This is a genomic window from Klebsiella sp. TF21-TM (assembly GCF_019753495.1).
In the GTDB taxonomy this organism is placed as follows: Bacteria; Pseudomonadota; Gammaproteobacteria; order Enterobacterales; family Enterobacteriaceae; genus Klebsiella; species Klebsiella quasipneumoniae.
Window position 1 is genome coordinate 1 of record NZ_JAIJYL010000048.1, and the last position, 16,473, is coordinate 16,473.

15 protein-coding genes are annotated in these 16,473 nt (G+C 56.0%); 10 read left to right on the forward strand and 5 right to left on the reverse strand.

Features of this window, described 5'->3' with window-relative positions; all coding sequences use genetic code 11:
- Positions 1-64: 64 nt before the first annotated feature.
- The 4 genes from K5R89_RS25485 to hutC form a co-directional block, all read right to left on the reverse strand.
- Entirely contained in the window at positions 65-742 is a 678-nt protein-coding gene (locus K5R89_RS25485; protein WP_047721850.1) for a carboxymuconolactone decarboxylase family protein, read from the reverse strand.
- Between the two features lie 231 nt (positions 743-973).
- Entirely contained in the window at positions 974-1,783 is an 810-nt protein-coding gene (hutG, locus tag K5R89_RS25490) for an N-formylglutamate deformylase (RefSeq protein WP_023280897.1), read from the reverse strand.
- An 11-nt stretch (positions 1,784-1,794) separates the two neighbouring features.
- Positions 1,795-3,057: an imidazolonepropionase gene (gene hutI, locus K5R89_RS25495; RefSeq protein WP_064174916.1), complete on the reverse strand. Its 1,263-nt coding sequence runs from the start codon at positions 3,055-3,057 to the stop codon at positions 1,795-1,797.
- A gap of 153 nt (positions 3,058-3,210) precedes the next feature.
- Positions 3,211-4,011, reverse strand: a complete 801-nt coding sequence (gene hutC, locus K5R89_RS25500) for a histidine utilization repressor (RefSeq protein ID WP_001294851.1) — start codon at positions 4,009-4,011, stop codon at positions 3,211-3,213.
- 241 nt (positions 4,012-4,252) lie between these two features.
- Between hutC and K5R89_RS25505 the strand changes: the two genes are divergently transcribed.
- The 10 genes from K5R89_RS25505 to K5R89_RS25550 all read left to right on the forward strand — a co-directional run bounded on the left by K5R89_RS25505 (position 4,253) and on the right by K5R89_RS25550 (position 16,011).
- Positions 4,253-5,626: a formimidoylglutamate deiminase gene (locus tag K5R89_RS25505; RefSeq protein ID WP_001112072.1), complete on the forward strand. Its 1,374-nt coding sequence runs from the start codon at positions 4,253-4,255 to the stop codon at positions 5,624-5,626.
- Positions 5,623-6,219 (forward strand): HutD family protein, encoded by a 597-nt coding sequence (locus K5R89_RS25510; RefSeq protein WP_000148344.1) that lies wholly within the window; start codon positions 5,623-5,625, stop codon positions 6,217-6,219. Before K5R89_RS25505 ends, K5R89_RS25510 begins: the two co-directional genes overlap by 4 nt.
- Positions 6,220-6,457: 238 nt before the next feature.
- A complete protein-coding gene (locus K5R89_RS25515; protein ID WP_000069054.1) occupies positions 6,458-7,444 on the forward strand; it encodes an ABC transporter substrate-binding protein in 987 nt (328 codons plus the stop codon).
- An 11-nt stretch (positions 7,445-7,455) separates the two neighbouring features.
- Entirely contained in the window at positions 7,456-8,337 is an 882-nt protein-coding gene (locus K5R89_RS25520) for an ABC transporter permease (protein ID WP_001087990.1), read from the forward strand.
- Positions 8,337-9,122, forward strand: a complete 786-nt coding sequence (locus K5R89_RS25525; protein WP_016240370.1) for an ABC transporter ATP-binding protein — start codon at positions 8,337-8,339, stop codon at positions 9,120-9,122. The genes K5R89_RS25520 and K5R89_RS25525 overlap by 1 nt, the downstream gene beginning before the upstream one ends.
- Positions 9,123-9,236: 114 nt before the next feature.
- Complete coding sequence (gene hutH, locus K5R89_RS25530; protein ID WP_000741484.1) at positions 9,237-10,787, forward strand: histidine ammonia-lyase; 1,551 nt, start codon at positions 9,237-9,239, stop codon at positions 10,785-10,787.
- Positions 10,788-10,830: 43 nt separating this feature from the next.
- Positions 10,831-12,513: a urocanate hydratase gene (gene hutU, locus K5R89_RS25535; RefSeq protein ID WP_000993475.1), complete on the forward strand. Its 1,683-nt coding sequence runs from the start codon at positions 10,831-10,833 to the stop codon at positions 12,511-12,513.
- A 58-nt stretch (positions 12,514-12,571) separates the two neighbouring features.
- Positions 12,572-13,738 (forward strand): histidinol-phosphate transaminase, encoded by a 1,167-nt coding sequence (gene hisC / locus K5R89_RS25540; protein ID WP_000135555.1) that lies wholly within the window; start codon positions 12,572-12,574, stop codon positions 13,736-13,738.
- Positions 13,735-14,892, forward strand: a complete 1,158-nt coding sequence (locus K5R89_RS25545) for an alpha-hydroxy acid oxidase (RefSeq protein WP_000217345.1) — start codon at positions 13,735-13,737, stop codon at positions 14,890-14,892. Before hisC ends, K5R89_RS25545 begins: the two co-directional genes overlap by 4 nt.
- A gap of 33 nt (positions 14,893-14,925) precedes the next feature.
- Positions 14,926-16,011 (forward strand): iron-containing alcohol dehydrogenase family protein, encoded by a 1,086-nt coding sequence (locus K5R89_RS25550; protein WP_001148851.1) that lies wholly within the window; start codon positions 14,926-14,928, stop codon positions 16,009-16,011.
- Between the two features lie 89 nt (positions 16,012-16,100).
- On the opposite strand, the gene K5R89_RS25555 is transcribed toward K5R89_RS25550, so the two are convergent.
- Positions 16,101-16,412 carry a hypothetical protein gene (locus tag K5R89_RS25555; RefSeq protein ID WP_065813354.1) on the reverse strand — a complete coding sequence of 104 codons (312 nt, stop codon included), beginning with the start codon at positions 16,410-16,412 and terminating at the stop codon, positions 16,101-16,103.
- Positions 16,413-16,473 lie beyond the last annotated feature (61 nt).

Genomic DNA, 16,473 nt, shown 5'->3' on the forward strand with positions numbered 1-16,473 from the left:
AAGCGTGCGTATTGCCTGAAAACACAACCCGCTACGGGGGAGACTTACCCGAAATCTGATTTATTCAACAAAGCCACAGTGTGGATAAGCCACCGTGCCGGGGCGTTTTTGTTTCATCCAGCAGCTCACCCAGCACGGGCCTGGCGTTGTCTGCCATATCAGCACCGCATTTTTGACCCAGAATTGCCGTAAATGCCCACAGCTGCTCAGCCGTCAATCCCGCATTCAGACTGATGGCATAATGGCTTTTCAGTTGGCTGGTGACACCGGGAATTGCAGCCAGAAACGAAATGGTGGCCAGCTCCCTCGTCTGCCAGCTCAGGGTGTCACGCTGGAAAATATCACCAAACAGGTGCGTTTTAAGGAACTGGTCAATTGCAGGCGCAAAGGTAAATAGCGGGCCTGTTACGGGTTTCCCGATAAGACGCGTCTGGTTTTGCGTGCCACCTTCAAGGGCATTCCAGTTCTCAGGAAAAGAGGATGCGTCTTCTCCCGCATTATCCGTAATTCCTTGCTGCTGACGCTGTTCCACCACGCCCATAAGCACGCCAAGGGCATTCAGGCTGCGAGGAAAACCGGCATAGGCATAGAGCTGAATCAGGACTTCTTTGATTTCATTGATGGTAAGGCCTGTATCCAGCCCGTGCTGTATTTCAGCAGCGAGTTTTTCTGTGTCGCCCTTTGCGGCGAAAGCCGCAATTGGAATAATGGCCTGCTGTTTATTGTCCAGCCTGTTTTGCATAACAAATCTCCGGGTGTATTGCGAAAAAGAGAAGGGCGTGCGCCCTGATACCGGCAGTGTATGCAAAGCAGGATTCAATGATAATACGGGTAAATATGCATGGACTTATGCATGGCGCTCATTAATGCGGGGATGACATCAGCAGAATACCAAAGATGGCTCCCGGGTTAATGGCATTTTGGCTTGAGGCAGACCGGATATTGGGTGCCTGCCTCATGGCATGTGTGAGGGTTATTGATAGTGGCTATCTGCCCAGTCGAGCATATTCTCAAGTAAGGATCGCAGCAGCGCCTGAAGTTGAGGGGCCTTTTCCTCTGCATACGCATAAGGCGCCATTTCGTTCATATAATTGACCTGCGCCAGTTCAAGTTGCACGGCATGAATATTCGCGTCAGGCTGTCCGTATGCCCGGGTAATATAGCCGCCCTTAAACCGGCCATTAAGCACATGGCTGAATGGCGACTGTTTCTGACAGCAATCGACCAGACGGTCGCTCAGGGCTGCAGCGCAACTGGCGCCGCCGTTGGTACCGAGGTTCAAATCAGGCAACCGACCATCAAACAGACGCGGGATAACCGATGCAATAGAATGCGCGTCAAACAGCAGTGCATAACCAAACTGGTGTTTTATCCGCGCCAGCTCTGACTGGATACGCTGGTGGTAAGGGTGCCAGATTTGCGCCAGATAGTGCCGACGATGGGCGGCTGTCGGCGTCATGCCGGGCGTAAAGCTGTCCCGACCATCAAATAAAGTCTCCGGGTACAATCCTGTGGTGGCGGTGGTATAGAGCGGCGTATCGTCAGCAGGGCGATTCAGGTCGATAACAAAACGGGAATAATTCCCGACCAGCATACTGGCGCCGAGGGCGTGAGCAAAATCGTACAGGCGGGGAATATGCCAGTCGGTATCGCCAAGCGGGCGTGCGGCATCGCTCAGACCATTGTCGACCTCCGGCGTCAGTTGTGTTCCCGCGTGGGGAATACTGATAAGCAACGGTGCACTGCCAGCCGTGAAATGGTAAGGATCGATAATGTCAGTCATAGCTGAAAGGCTCATGGATGAACGTTTCCTCGTATTTTCCCGCGATAGACCACCGTGCAGGGCAATTGACCGCCCAGCCAGTAGATCAGTTCAGCCGGTCGCGACAGCGGCCAGTGGATAAAATCGGCAACCTTACCTTCGGCAAGCGTACCGTGAGACGCGGCCAGACCGAGGGCGCGCGCGCCGTGGCACGTAATCCCGGCCAGCGCTTCCTCCGGCGTCAGACCAAACAGTGTACAGCCCATATTCAGCATCAGGCGCAATGACAGCACCGGGGATGTCCCCGGGTTGGCATCACTCGCCAGGGCCATCGGCACCTGATACTGGCGGAAAAAATTCACGGGCGGGTGCTGTTTTTCACGCAGTAAATACCATGCGCCGGGCAGCAGGACGGCGACAGTGCCGCTGGCCGCCATGGCGTGAGCATCTTCCTGGGTGGCGTATTCAAGGTGATCCGCCGACAAGGCGTGATAGTTTGCCGCCAGTGAACTGCCATGCAGGGCAGAGAGTTGTTCCGCATGCAATTTAACCGGCAACCCCAAAGCCTGTGCAGCATCAAAAATGCGCTCGACTTGTGCTGGGGAGAACGCAAGGTGCTCACAGAATGCGTCAACGGCATCCGCCAGTTTTTCTCTGGCGACAATGGGCAGCAGGGTATCGCAAATAAAGTCGATATAGTCCTCCGCCCGGTCTTTGTACTCGGGCGGCAGGGCATGGGCGGCAAGACAGGTGGACTGAATATCGACAGGCAACAGAGTGGCTAATTTGCGGATAACCCGCAACATTTTTAATTCACTGTCCAGGGTCAGCCCGTAGCCTGACTTAATTTCAAGGCAGGTGACCCCCTCGGCCAGCAGCGGTTGCAAACGCAATAAAGCCTGCCGGAGCAGTTCCTCTTCCGTGGCGTCCCGGGTGGCGTTTACAGTGGATAAAATACCACCGCCCGCCGCGGCGATTTCTGCATAGCTTACGCCATTTAACCGCTGCTCAAATTCGGCGCTGCGGTTCCCGCCGAACACCAGATGAGTATGACAATCGATAAATCCCGGGGTAATTATCCCGCCGTCGAATACATGCTGTTGTGCATGGGGAAACGCCGGGCAGTCGGCATTACGGCCAAGCCAGACAATTTTTCCCTCCGTCACTGCCAATGCGCCGTTTTCTATCACGTTGTAACGGCCATCCTGCATGGTGACCAGCGTGGCGCCGCGCCAGACACTGTCACAGTGCGCCGGGGGCGTGACAGTAAGGCAAATGGACGAGGCTAAGGACATAGCAGACTCCGGATGATTTATCTTGTATAGACAATTAAAGTCAACCTAACCCATAACCGAAAGGGCGGCAAGGCGGCCAGAGATAGTTTTTTCTTATCGCCAACTGTCGCGTAAAGACGGGCGGCCTGTGAATGCCGCCTGCGCCAGACGCGATTAGCCGTGACTGGTAAAACGGCCAAATAACTGATAACGCGAACCCGGGTAAATCAGGCGGGCGGACGTCACAACGCGGCTGCCGCTCCAGGTTCGCCGGTGAATCAACAGGCAGGGCTCATGCTCCTCAAGTTGCAGCAAGTGGCGTTGTTCATCGCTGGCGCTGATGGCTTCAACGCGGTGCTCCCCTGCGGTCAGCGGGGCAATATCCATCAGATAGGTATATGGCGTCTGTTTATTGAGCACCTGCCGGAGGTAATCCGGCGCCGTTTCCGGGTTAACAAAACGGTCTTCAATTTGTACCGGAACGTTATTTTCGTAATGCACAATTTGGGAGTAAAACAGCGTATCACCGATGGCAATCCCCAACTGGAGCGCTTGATCGGCGTCCGCCTGGCGGGCCTCGCACACTAAAATTTTACTGTCATGACGATGACCACGTTGGGCGATTTCATCAGCAATATTATGGACCTCAAGCATCGGTGTATAGGCTTTTGCTTCGGCGACAAACGTCCCCACGCCCTGCATGCGGATTAAAAAACCTTCGCTGGTCAGTTCGCGCAGCGCCCGGTTGATGGTCATACGGCTGACGCCAATTTCATTAACCAGCTCACTTTCCGATGGAATACGTTGGTGGGGTTTCCAGACGCCGGCGCGAATCTGGCCAATGATGGCCTGTTTCACCCGCTGATAAATGGGCGCCGGTGCATCGCTCATGGCGGCGGCCAGCTCAGATAGTGTCTGCCGGGTCACGTCTTGTTGCGCCGTACCGGCCGATGAAAAAAGGGTGGGCTCAGACATGTTTCTTACCTCTCAAAAGTGCCACAGACAAGGTCATCGTTTCCCGGACGCTGGCGTATTTTCAACCGCGAAGCGTAAGCAGAAAAGCTGTGGTGAAAAACTCAAATGATAAAAAAAGGAATGGCGCAAGTTTACAGCCAAACCATGCATATGTATATGTATAGACAAGTCGCCCCAAAGTTTTGCAATTGTTTACTTATAATTGCCTTTATGTTTCTTTTCGCTGCTCAGGAACGTTGTTATGCCTGCTTATTTTGCTACACAAGCCCTGCTTGCTGAAGGATGGGCTCACAATGTGCGTCTGGATGTCGATGCTGCCGGCATGTTAACCGCCATCACGCCGGACAGCACAGCACAGGATGCTGTCCGGCTTTCAGGTCCGGTGATCCCGGGTATGCCGAATTTACACTCTCATGCATTCCAGCGGGTGATGGCCGGGCTGGCGGAGGTGGCCGGAAACCCGCAGGACAGTTTCTGGACCTGGCGTGACCTGATGTATCGCACGGTGCAGCGATTAACGCCGGACCAGGTCGGTATTATCGCCCGCCAGTTGTATATCGAGATGCTCAAAGGGGGTTATACCCAGGTCGCTGAGTTCCACTATCTGCACAATGATATCAGCGGTAACCCCTATGCTGACCGCGGCGAGATGACCGCCCAATTAAGCGCCGCTGCCGACCTTGCGGGAATCGGCCTGACGCTGTTGCCCGTGCTCTACAGCTATGCCGGGTTTGGCGGGCAACCGGCTCAGGCGGGTCAGGTGCGGTTTATTCAGGACGCTGACACCTATTTGCGCCAGCAGGCGATTATCCGCCAGCAGATAACGGGCAAAGTACTGCAAAACCAGGGCCTGTGTTTTCACTCACTACGGGCCGTGACCCCCACGCAGATGCAGCAGGTTTTACAGGCCAGCGACCCGGCATTGCCTGTACATATCCATATCGCCGAGCAGCAAAAAGAAGTCAATGACTGCCTGAGCTGGAGCGGACAACGCCCCATTGCGTGGCTGTATGATCACCTGGATATCGATGCCCGCTGGTGTCTTGTCCACGCGACACATGCGGATGAGAAAGAAGTGGCCCGCATGGCGCAAAGCGGTGCGGTTGCCGGGCTGTGCCCCACAACAGAAGCGAATCTGGGCGACGGTATTTTCCCCGGCGTCGATTATTTGGCACAGCGCGGTCACTGGGGTATTGGTTCCGACAGCCATGTTTCACTTAATGTGGTGGAAGAGCTGCGCTGGTTCGAATATGGGCAGCGCTTACGTGATCAGCGCCGCAACCGCCTGACAACGGCGACCCAAAATGTGGTGGGCGATGTGTTGTACACCCAGGCGCTTGCCGGTGGTGCGCAGGCCTGTGGCGCGCCTGTCGGGAGATTGTCAGTGGGGTATCGCGCCGACTGGCTGGTGCTGGATGGACAGGATCCTTACCTGGCGGCAGCCCGCCCCCCTGAAATTCTCAACCGCTGGTTATTTGCCGGCCACGCCGGGCAGATTCGCGATGTGTATGTTGGCGGGACCCCCCGCATTATCAATGGGCAACATGCGCAGCAACAGGCCGTTGCCGCTGATTTTCTGCAGGTACTGCGCCAACTGGCGGAGGCGACAGCATGACGGGCTGGCAGCGTTTTTCCCAGACCAGGCTGCCGGTCAGTCGCTGGCGTAATGGCGGCGGCGAAACCCGCGAAATTATCAGCTGGCCGCCAGGGCAGGCGGATTTTGACTGGCGTGCCAGCATTGCCACTGTCGCGCAGGATGGCCCGTTTTCCGCTTTCCCCGGCATTGCGCGTTCCATCACGCTGTTGAGTGGCGAGGGCATGCAACTGACTGACGGCATCGGGGTGAATCATGTGCTGAATACCGTGGGAGAACCCTTCGAGTTTAGCGGGGATCTTGCACTCCACGCACATCTTCTGGGGGGCGAGACGATGGATTTTAACCTGATGACCCGGCGTACTGTCTGTTTGCCCGGCGTTGTCGCCCTCAGGGGAAGTGGCACGGTGTCCCGTGAGCAGGGCGGTGTGCTTTTCGCCATTCAGGGTGACTGGCAATTACCGGATGGGACCCGGCTGGGCGCGGGTGAAGGTATCTGGTGGCCACCGACGTCAGACAGCTGTCAGACGACACAGTGGCCGATTTCTGCCTTGCATACTGTGGATGCACAAAAAACGCGCAGTCTGCTACTTTGGGCGGCGGTCATTGCCTGAGTTGGTGCGTCCTGCACTGGTTTGGCGCATCCTGCGCACTTATTTGATTCGACAGGCAGAGAAAACCACTGGCCACAGGCCGAAATAACCGGGAAAGCAGGCATAGCTGAACTAGCACAAAGCTTGCTTTACTTATTCGGCTTGCTTGTATAGACAAGAATATACAGTAGCGTATTTTGCCCGGGCAGTTCACTGGCCAGGCATTTCCCCGAGACAGGTAATTTGGCAGGAGTGGCAGATGAGCAACATGATTTCCAGGACTGTGCTGAAGCGTTCGTTATCCATGTTAGGGCTGGCAGTGACATTGGGTTGCGGGGCAATAAACACCGCCATGGCGGCAGAGACTCCGGTGGCCATTGGTATTTCCGGGTGGACAGGATTCGCTCCCCTGACACTGGCCGATAAGGCAGGCATTTTCAAAAAGAATGGCCTGGACGTGACGCTGAAAATGGTACCCCAGCAATCACGCCACCTGGCCATTGCATCAGGCTCTTTGCAGTGCGCGGCGACCACGGTGGAAACCTACCTCACCTGGAATGCCAGCGGTGTGCCCATCAAGCAAATTGTGCAACTGGATAAATCCTATGGCGCGGATGGGATTGCCGTACGTGGGGGTATCAATAAAGTGGCTGACCTGAAAGGGAAAACCATCAGTGTCGATGCACCAGGAACCTCCTCCTATTTTCTGCTGGCCTGGATCCTCGATAAAAACGGCATGACGATGAAAGACGTCAAACTGGCAACCCTGGGGCCGGATGCCGCCGCTCATGCCTTTATTGCCGGGCAGAACGATGCCGCTGTGACGTACGAGCCGTATCTCTCCACCATCCGCCAAAGCCCGGACAAAGGCAAAATTCTGACCACCACACTGGATTATCCCATGGTGATGGACACCCTGGGTTGTACGCCATCCTGGCTGGATAAAAACCCCAAAGCGGCTCAGGCACTGGTAAATAGCTACTTTGAAGCCCTGGATATGATCAAAAAAGATCCGGATAAAGCCAATGAGATTATGGGGGCGGCGGTCAAAGAAACCGGCAAACAGTTTGCTGAAGAGTCCAGCTATCTGCGCTGGCAAGACCGTGATGCGAACAAGAAGTTCTTCAGTGGCGAGATTGTCACCTTTACCAACGAAGCGGCGCGTTTGCTGACGGAAATGAAAATCCTGCATAAAACGCCGGATATTAATACGTTGTATGACGCGAAGTATGTGACTCAGCCATGAAGGACCACAAGATGAACAGTCCTGTCAGTCAGGCCGCGGAATTTCCCGCCAGTACGCAGTCAGTTTTACGTGAGCCGGCGCCTCTGCCGGCAAGTAAAAAGGTCTGGCACAACCCGATGATGGTGCCACTGCGCCCCGTGGCGTCCCGTCATCGCTGGTTTTTGGGCTTCTGCTTTTTTGTGCTGTTTTTCGCGCTGTGGGCGCTGGTGACTTTTACCGGGCTGGTGTCGCCGACATTCCTTGCCAGTCCGGCCAGTATGTTGCAGGAAGGGGGGCTGTTATTTACCGATTTTGATTTCACAACAGATATCGGTATGACGGTAATGCGTGTACTGGGCGGCTTTATTCTGGCGTGCATTATCGCCGTGCCGCTGGGTATTCTGATGGGCTCATACAAACTGATCGAAGCGTTTTTTGAGCCCTTCGTTTCGTTTTGCCGCTACCTGCCCGCATCGGCGTTTGTCCCCCTGCTTATTCTGTGGGCAGGGATTGGCGAAATGCAAAAAATACTGGTGATCTTTATCGGTTCGTTCTTTCAGATAACCCTGATGGTTGCGGTGGCTGTCGGCGCGGCGCGGCGCGATCTGGTGGAAGCGGCGTATACCCTTGGCGCGACCAACAAGAGCGTGGTGCGTCGGGTGATAATCCCCGGGGCGGCGCCGGAAATTGCGGAACTGCTGCGCCTGGTGCTGGGCTGGGCATGGACCTATGTCATCGTGGCGGAACTGATTGGTTCATCCAGCGGGATAGGTCACATGATTGTCAACAGCCAGGCGTTACTCAATACCGGGCAAATGATTTTCGGCATTATCGTGATTGGCTGCATTGGATTGCTGTCTGATCTGTTGTTTAAAGCGGTGAATCGCCGCCTGTTTGTATGGAGTTCGCTGTGATGAGCTATCCGAAGCTGAGTGTTCGCCAGGTGGAACGCGTCTTCAGTGGCCCGAAAGGCGAGAAGACCCAGGCATTACTGCCCGTGGATTATCAGGTCAATGAGAACGACTTTATTACCATTCTCGGGCCTTCCGGGTGCGGTAAATCCACACTTTTACGCATTGTTGCCGGGCTGGATCAGCCCACCCGCGGCGAGGTCTGGCTGGATGGCGTGCTGGTCGATGGTCCGGGCGCGGATCGCGGCATGGTATTCCAGAGTTACACACTGTTCCCCTGGTTGACGGTTGAGCAGAATATCTGCTTTGGCCTACAGGAACGCGGCGTGAGTAAAGCGGCACAAAAAGAGCGCAGCGACTACTTTATTAATAAGGTCGGTTTACGTGGGTTTGAGCAGCATTTCCCCCGTCAGTTGTCCGGCGGTATGCAACAGCGCACAGCCATTGCCCGCGCCCTGGCCAACGACCCGAAAATTCTGCTGATGGATGAACCTTTCGGCGCACTGGATAACCAGACGCGCGTCATGATGCAGGAACTGTTGTTGTCGATATGGGAATCTTCCCGCAAAACAGTCCTGTTTGTGACCCACGATATTGATGAGGCCATTTTTATGGCCAATAAAGTGGCGATTTTCAGTGCGCGCCCCGGGCGAATCAAAACGGAAGTGGCGGTAGATTTTCCGCACCCGCGTGATTATACCCTGAAAACATCACCAGAATTTATGGCATTGAAGGCGCGTATCACGGAAGAAATTCGTACGGAAACCCTGCAAACCATCGATCACTAAGTTCGCGGTATGCAGCGCAGTTAATCATGTTTTAGCGTGAGTCAGGTTGTGCATAAACACCCGGTGTTACACCGGGTTTACTTCCCGTTTTACTTGTATATACAGGAATAGATTATGGCTGCTTCATCCACCGATTACACCCTTTGCCGCCTGCAACCCGGGCATGTCCATTTGCCCATGTTGCGACAAATATACCAGGGTAATGTCCGCCTTGCGCTGGCCGAAGAGGCCCGTGCCGATGTGCTGGCCTCCCAGGAAACAGTCACCCGCATTGTGGCATCGGGAAACGTGGTGTACGGCATTAATACCGGGTTTGGCAAACTGGCGCAAACCCGTATTCCGGCGGAACGTCTGACCGAACTGCAACGAAACCTGGTGCTGTCCCACAGTGTGGGCACAGGCAAAAACCTGGCGGATAACGTTGTTCGCCTGGTGATGGCGACGAAAATTCTCAGCCTCTCCCGGGGTCATTCCGGTATTCGTATTGAGGTGATTGATGCACTGATAACGTTATTTAATGCGGGTGTGTACCCCTGTATTCCGGAAAAAGGATCCGTCGGCGCTTCGGGCGACCTGGCGCCGCTGGCGCATTTGTCATTGATGCTGATTGGCGAAGGGCAGGTGACACTGGGTGGCGAAACGATGTCCGCGGTTGAAGGCCTGGCTGCCGCAGGGCTGAGCCCCTTTGAACTTGGGCCGAAAGAAGGTCTGGCATTACTTAACGGCACCCAGGTATCGACATCCCTCGCGTTGTCAGGTTTGTTTGAAGCAGAACGGGTGTTTTCCGCAGGCCTGGTGGCCGGGGCATTATCACTGGAAGCGATTAAAGGCTCAGTTAAACCGCTTGACCCGCGTATTCATGAAGCACGCGGCCAGGAAGGCCAGATTGCTGTCGCCGCTGCGCTGACGGCGATCCTGGCCGGTAGCGATATTGTGACATCCCATGCTAACTGCGGCCGGGTTCAGGACCCTTATTCCATTCGTTGTGTCCCTCAGGTTATGGGTGCCTGCCTTGATAACCTGCGACATGCGGCCCGCATTCTACGTATTGAAGCAAACGCAGCATCCGATAACCCTCTGGTTTTTGCCGAAAATGGCGACGTGATTTCTGGCGGGAATTTCCACGCAGAACCCGTGGCTTTCGCCGCGGACATCATTGCGCTGGCGGTTGCCGAAGTGGGGGCGATTTCTGAACGCAGAATGGCCTTATTGTTGGACAGCGGTTTGTCCGGCTTGCCGCCTTTCCTGGTAAACGATGGCGGCGTTAACTCCGGCTTTATGATTGCGCAGGTCACGGCCGCCGCGCTGGCATCAGAAAATAAATCGCTGGCACATCCGGGCAGTGTCGACAGCCTGCCCACCTCCGCCAATCAGGAAGATCACGTTTCAATGGCGACCTATGCCGCCCGCCGTCTGGGCAATATGTGTTTTAACACCAGTGTGGTTGTCGGTATCGAAGCCATGGCCGCTGCCCAGGGACTTGATTTTCATCGTCCGTTGCAAAGTTCCGCCACACTGGAAAGCGAAATGAAGGCGATTCGGCAACATGTCGCTTTTCTCGAAAAAGATCGTCTGATGGCGCCGGATGTCGAAATGATGCGTTTGTGGGCGTCCCGTGAACACTGGCCTGCGGCCATTGAAGCATTACTGCCGAGCTTTGCCTGATAACGCTTTACATAAATTTCATTTTTTTTAGAAGGATATGACCATGAACGCGCCACAGAAAAATGCCGCCGCCCATGTCGTTCGCGCTCCCCAGGGAACAGCGCTGAGTTGTCAAAACTGGTTGATCGAAGCGGCTTATCGCATGATCCAAAACAACCTTGACCCCGATGTTGCCGAACGCCCGGAAGACCTGGTGGTCTATGGCGGTATTGGTAAAGCCGCCCGCAACTGGCCTGCCTTCGAAGCCATTCTGGACAGCCTGCGGGCGTTGCGTGAAGACGAAACCCTGCTGGTACAGTCCGGTAAGCCGGTCGGTGTTTTTCGCACCCATACCAATGCGCCGCGCGTGTTGATTGCTAACTCCAATATTGTGCCGCACTGGGCCCACTGGGACCACTTTCACGAACTGGATAAAGCGGGCCTGATGATGTACGGCCAGATGACAGCAGGCTCCTGGATTTACATTGGTGCGCAGGGCATTGTGCAGGGGACGTATGAAACTTTTGCCGAAGCGGGCCGACAGCACTACAACGGCGACCTGCGGGGCAAATGGATTCTGACGGCAGGGCTTGGTGGTATGGGCGGCGCCCAACCGCTGGCTGGCGTGCTGGCAGGGGCCTGCGTCCTGGCCATTGAATGCCAGGAATCCCACATTGATTTCCGTCTGCGTACCCGTTATGTGGACTATAAGACCCGCAGCCTCGATGAGGCGCTGGCGATGATTGAAAAAGCCTGTGCGGAGAAAAAAGCCATCTCTGTCGGCCTGCTGGGCAATGCCGCTGAGTTGATGCCGCAACTGGCGGCGCGGGCAAAAGCGGGTGGCCTGCGTCCGGATATTGTGACCGATCAGACCTCCGCTCATGATCCGCTTAATGGCTATCTGCCGGAAGGCTGGAGCCTGGAAAAATGGCAGGCCGCCCGTCAGTCAGATCCGCAATCCGTGGTGAAAGCCGCCCGCGCTTCTATGGCAAAACATGTCCAGGCCATGCTCGATTTTCACCATATGGGGATCCCCACCGTCGATTACGGCAACAATATCCGCCAGGTCGCCAAAGAAGAGGGCGTTGAAAACGCCTTTGATTTCCCGGGTTTTGTCCCGGCCTACATCCGCCCGCTGTTCTGTGAAGGCAAAGGGCCATTCCGTTGGGTTGCCCTTTCCGGCGACCCGGAAGATATCTATAAGACCGACGCGAAACTCAAAGAACTCTTCCCGGACAACACCAATCTGATCAACTGGCTGGACATGGCGCGTGAGCGCATTGCCTTCCAGGGGCTGCCTGCGCGTATTTGCTGGCTGGGCCTGGGTGAACGTCACCGCGCCGGGCTGGCGTTTAACGAAATGGTGCGTAACGGCGAACTGAAAGCGCCGATTGTTATTGGCCGTGATCATCTGGATACGGGGTCAGTGGCATCGCCGAACCGTGAAACCGAAGCGATGAAAGATGGCTCTGATGCGGTATCCGACTGGCCATTACTCAATGCATTGCTCAATACCGCCGGGGGTGCCACCTGGGTCAGTCTGCACCATGGTGGCGGTGTTGGCATGGGCTTTTCACAACATGCCGGGATGGTGATTGTGTGCGATGGCACTGAAGATGCCGATGCCCGACTGGCGCGTGTGCTGTGGAACGACCCTGCCACCGGGGTGATGCGCCATGCGGATGCTGGCTATGAACAGGCAAAAGCCTGTGCTGAACGTCATCATTTGAATTTGCCGATGATCTGATGCCTGAATGCCGGATGGCCTGGTGTTGTGCCTCCGGCGTTTTTTTGAGGGATATGCAATGGCTTCTGATGTAGCAGTTTCCAGTTCACTTGTTGATTCACAACAGCAGATACTGAAAAACCTCGCCAGGCCCACAGCGCGGTCATTAAGCCTGTATAACGCCGGGTTGTCGGCGGAAGCGGTACGACAGCAATATGGGTTGAGCCATATCGCCAAACTGGCCAGTAATGAAAATCCGCTGGGCGCCAGCCCGCAGGTCATCGCGGCACTGCAGGCGGATGCCGGTTTCAGCGCAGTCTATTCGGATGCTGCCAGTACAGCGCTGCGCGATGCGCTGGCAACGTATACCGGTGTGCAGGCCGGGAATATTGTTATCGGGAATGGTTCAGAAGATATCCTGCATATGCTGGCACTGGCCTTTCTCAACCCCGGGGACCGCGTGGTCACATTGCGACCTTCATTTGGTCTGCATGAGATTTTCCCGCGCATGATGGGCGCGGACGTCACCCTGGTTGACGTGAATAAGCAGCATCAGTTCGATATCGCCGCCTGGACTCAGGCACTTTCGATGCCCGCCAAAATGGTGATTTTCAGCAACCCGTCGAATCCCGTGGGCTGCATGCTCGACAATGCAGGTTTTGAGCGCATCATCGCCGCGGCACCTCAGGACTGTGTGCTGGTGATTGATGAGGCCTATTTCGAATATTGCCGGAACAACCCGGATTATCCGGACAGCCAGCGTGTGCTGGCCGCGCAGTCGCGCCCCTGGATTGTGCTGCGTACTTTTTCGAAAGCCTACGGCCTGGCGGGATTGCGGGTGGGCTATGGCTTAGCCAGTCACCCTGAACTGGTCAATCTGCTCAATCGCGTTCGCACACCGTTTAATATTAACCGTTCGGCACAAGCGGCGGCCGTGGTAGCTCTGGGGGATCAGCAACATGTTAATGACAGCATTGCGCTGGTCAGTGCGCAGCGCGACATGATGTCGGCGCAGCTCACGGCGCTGGGTTTCCGCGTTGCGCCATCCTGCGCCAACTTCCTGTTTTTTGACTGCGGGCAGCCTGCGGCAGAACTGGCGCAGCGTCTGCTGTGCGATGGCGTCATTATCAAGCCATGGCGGGAGAAGGGGTATGAACACTGGATCCGGGTGTCTGTGGGGAATGAACAGGATAACCAGCAGTTTATTCGGAGCCTGAAACGTATCCTGGCGGAGGATGCCGCGTGACAGTGTTGAACATTGATGATTTACGTCGGCAGGCAAAGCGCACGCTTCCCCGTTTTGCTTTCAGTTATCTGGAGGGTGGGGCCGATGATGAACAAACGTTACAGGATAATCGCCGTGTTTTCGGCCGCTGGCGCTTTATTCCCCCTGTGCTGACAGATGCTACGCAACGGGATTTATCCGTCACGCTGTGTGGACAGAAGCTGGCTGCGCCCTTGTTTATCGCCCCGACAGGCTACAACGGCATGCTGCGGTTTGGCGCAGATGTGATGCTGGCGCGGGCCGCCAGAGAGGCGGGCATCGGCTATATACAGAGTACGGTTTCGACGGCCTCCATTGAAGAGATCGCCGCAGAAAACATTCCCCGACACTGGTTCCAGCTCTATGTGCTGAAAGACCGCGCCGTCACGACAGGGTTACTGACCCGGGCCCGGGCGGCGGGTTGTACGACCCTGGTGGTTTCTGTGGATGCGGTGCACTTTGGCAACCGTGAAAAGGACAAACGGAATTACCGACGGCCCATGGAACTATCTCTGCCGAGCATGCTGGACATTGCGATGCATCCCGGCTGGGTGTGGCGAGCCATCAGGCCCGCAGGCATCCCTGGCTTTGGCAACCTGAAATCTTATGTTCCGGCTGACAAACAACGAGGCGCAGGTGGCGCGAGCTATTTTGCCGAACAGATGGATACCCACCTGGACTGGGCCACACTGCACTGGATCCGCACACAGTGGTCAGGTCCCCTGTTAATTAAAGGTATCCTGGCGCCTGAAGATGCCCGGCGCGCTTTTGCCGCGGGCGTGGATGGCATTGTGTTATCAAACCATGGCGGGCGACAACTGGACGGTTCAGTCAGCCCCATGGAAGTACTGCAGGAGATTCGTCAGTGCTGCGGTCCTGATGCTGTCATCCTTATCGACAGTGGATTTCGCCGTGGCACCGATGTGGTGAAAGCACTGGCGCTGGGCGCGAATGGCGTGCTGATTGGCCGACCTGTGCTCTATGGCGTCGCTGCCTTTGGTGAGGCGGGTGCGAAACAAGCGCTGAACATTATTTTGCAGGAGATGGATCGCACGCTGGCGCAACTGGGATGCACTTCCATTGCCCAGTTAGGGCCGCATTTGCTGCGTTTTCAGCCTGCTATGGCGGGGTTTTAATATGTACACCATCGTTATCACGGAGCATCAGTTATGCAGGCACAAAATATTATCTTCCCGGCGCAGATCCTGCGTGGCGCAGGTGCGGTTTCGCGTATCGGTGAGGTCTGCGGATTATTGGGTTCACGGGCGCTGATTATCGGCGGCCATAGTGGCCTGGCGGCGGTGGAAGCGCATATCCGCTATCAACTGGCGGCATCATCGGTGACGGTGGTTGGCCGGGAGTGGTTTGGCGGCGTGTGCAGCGAAAGCCATATTCATCGTCTGGCGCAAGTGGTGCAGGCCACCGGCGCAGACCTGGTCATTGGCGTGGGTGGGGGAAAAGCCCTGGATACCAGTAAAGCCGTGGGCGTGGAGACCCGTGTCCCGGTGGTCACCGTGCCAACCATTGCGGCAACCTGCGCGGCGGTGACGCCACTCACTGTCCGTTATCACGATGACGGCCATTTTCGGGATCTCTTTCCACTGAATCAGGCGCCTGCTGTGGTGATTATTGACACAGAAATCATAGCCGCCGCGCCGCTGCGCTGGTTGGCGGCAGGCCTTGGCGATACACTGGCGAAATGGTACGAGTTTCGCGCTATCAGCGCCGGGCTGGACAATCACAGCGGTATCGCCCGGGCGTCCATTGCCAACAGCCGTATCTGCTATGACCTGATCAATACCCACGGCCCCGCCGCCTGCGATGCAGTTCGCAAAGGGGTGCCCGATGCTGCGCTGGAGCAAGTACTGGATGCGATATTTATGTTTGCCGGACTGACCTCATTAATGAGCAGTGGGGCACATGCTGCTGCCGCTCATGCAATTTATGAGGGGTTTACCGTATGCGATAAAACCCGCGAATTTGGTCATGGCTTATTGGTGGGATTTGGCAACCTTTGCCTGCTGGCGCTGGAGAACCGCAGCGATGAGGAATTGCTGGAGGCCATTGGCCTGGCCCGCGCGTGCGCTATCCCGCTCAGCCTGCGGGAAATTGCTGAACTGGACAGCACGGAACTGGCGGGGATTATTGATATGGCATTGCATGCGCCGGATATGGCGAACATGCCGGCTCCGGTCACAGCGGGCGCACTGTATAGCGCCATTGCGCGTGTGGAACATCAGGCCGGGTTGTTGTAGTACCCTCAGCAGCGTATCCCGATGGTGGAAAACGTGAATACGCTGTTTCCCTGTTGTCGGTCTTCGTTCGCGCAGGTGCCCATTGTGAGTCAGTGAAACGCATAACGCCCTTCGCTCACCAAAATGGTTTGACCCTTGAGCGCCGCCGTGTCGGTGAGAAAATCGAGTTGCACCAGCGCGTTGCTGTTCCCTTGATTGAACTGGAAATACTTATCGCCAATACGCAGCGCCGGATTGCCCGCGCGCGTTGTCATCGGGAGGTCGAAGAGCGCGCTCCAGCGCCTGGCTGTGGCGTACGGGTTCTCCACTTCAAACTCGGCGGCGGACAGAGCAACCTCACCGGCAGGATGGGGCTGGATAATCCCTTGTTGGTGGAGGTGCTCCAGGGAAGGTGCGAACAAGTTCCTGATATGAGATCATCATATTCATCCGGAGCGCATCCCAGAGGGACATCATGAGCCA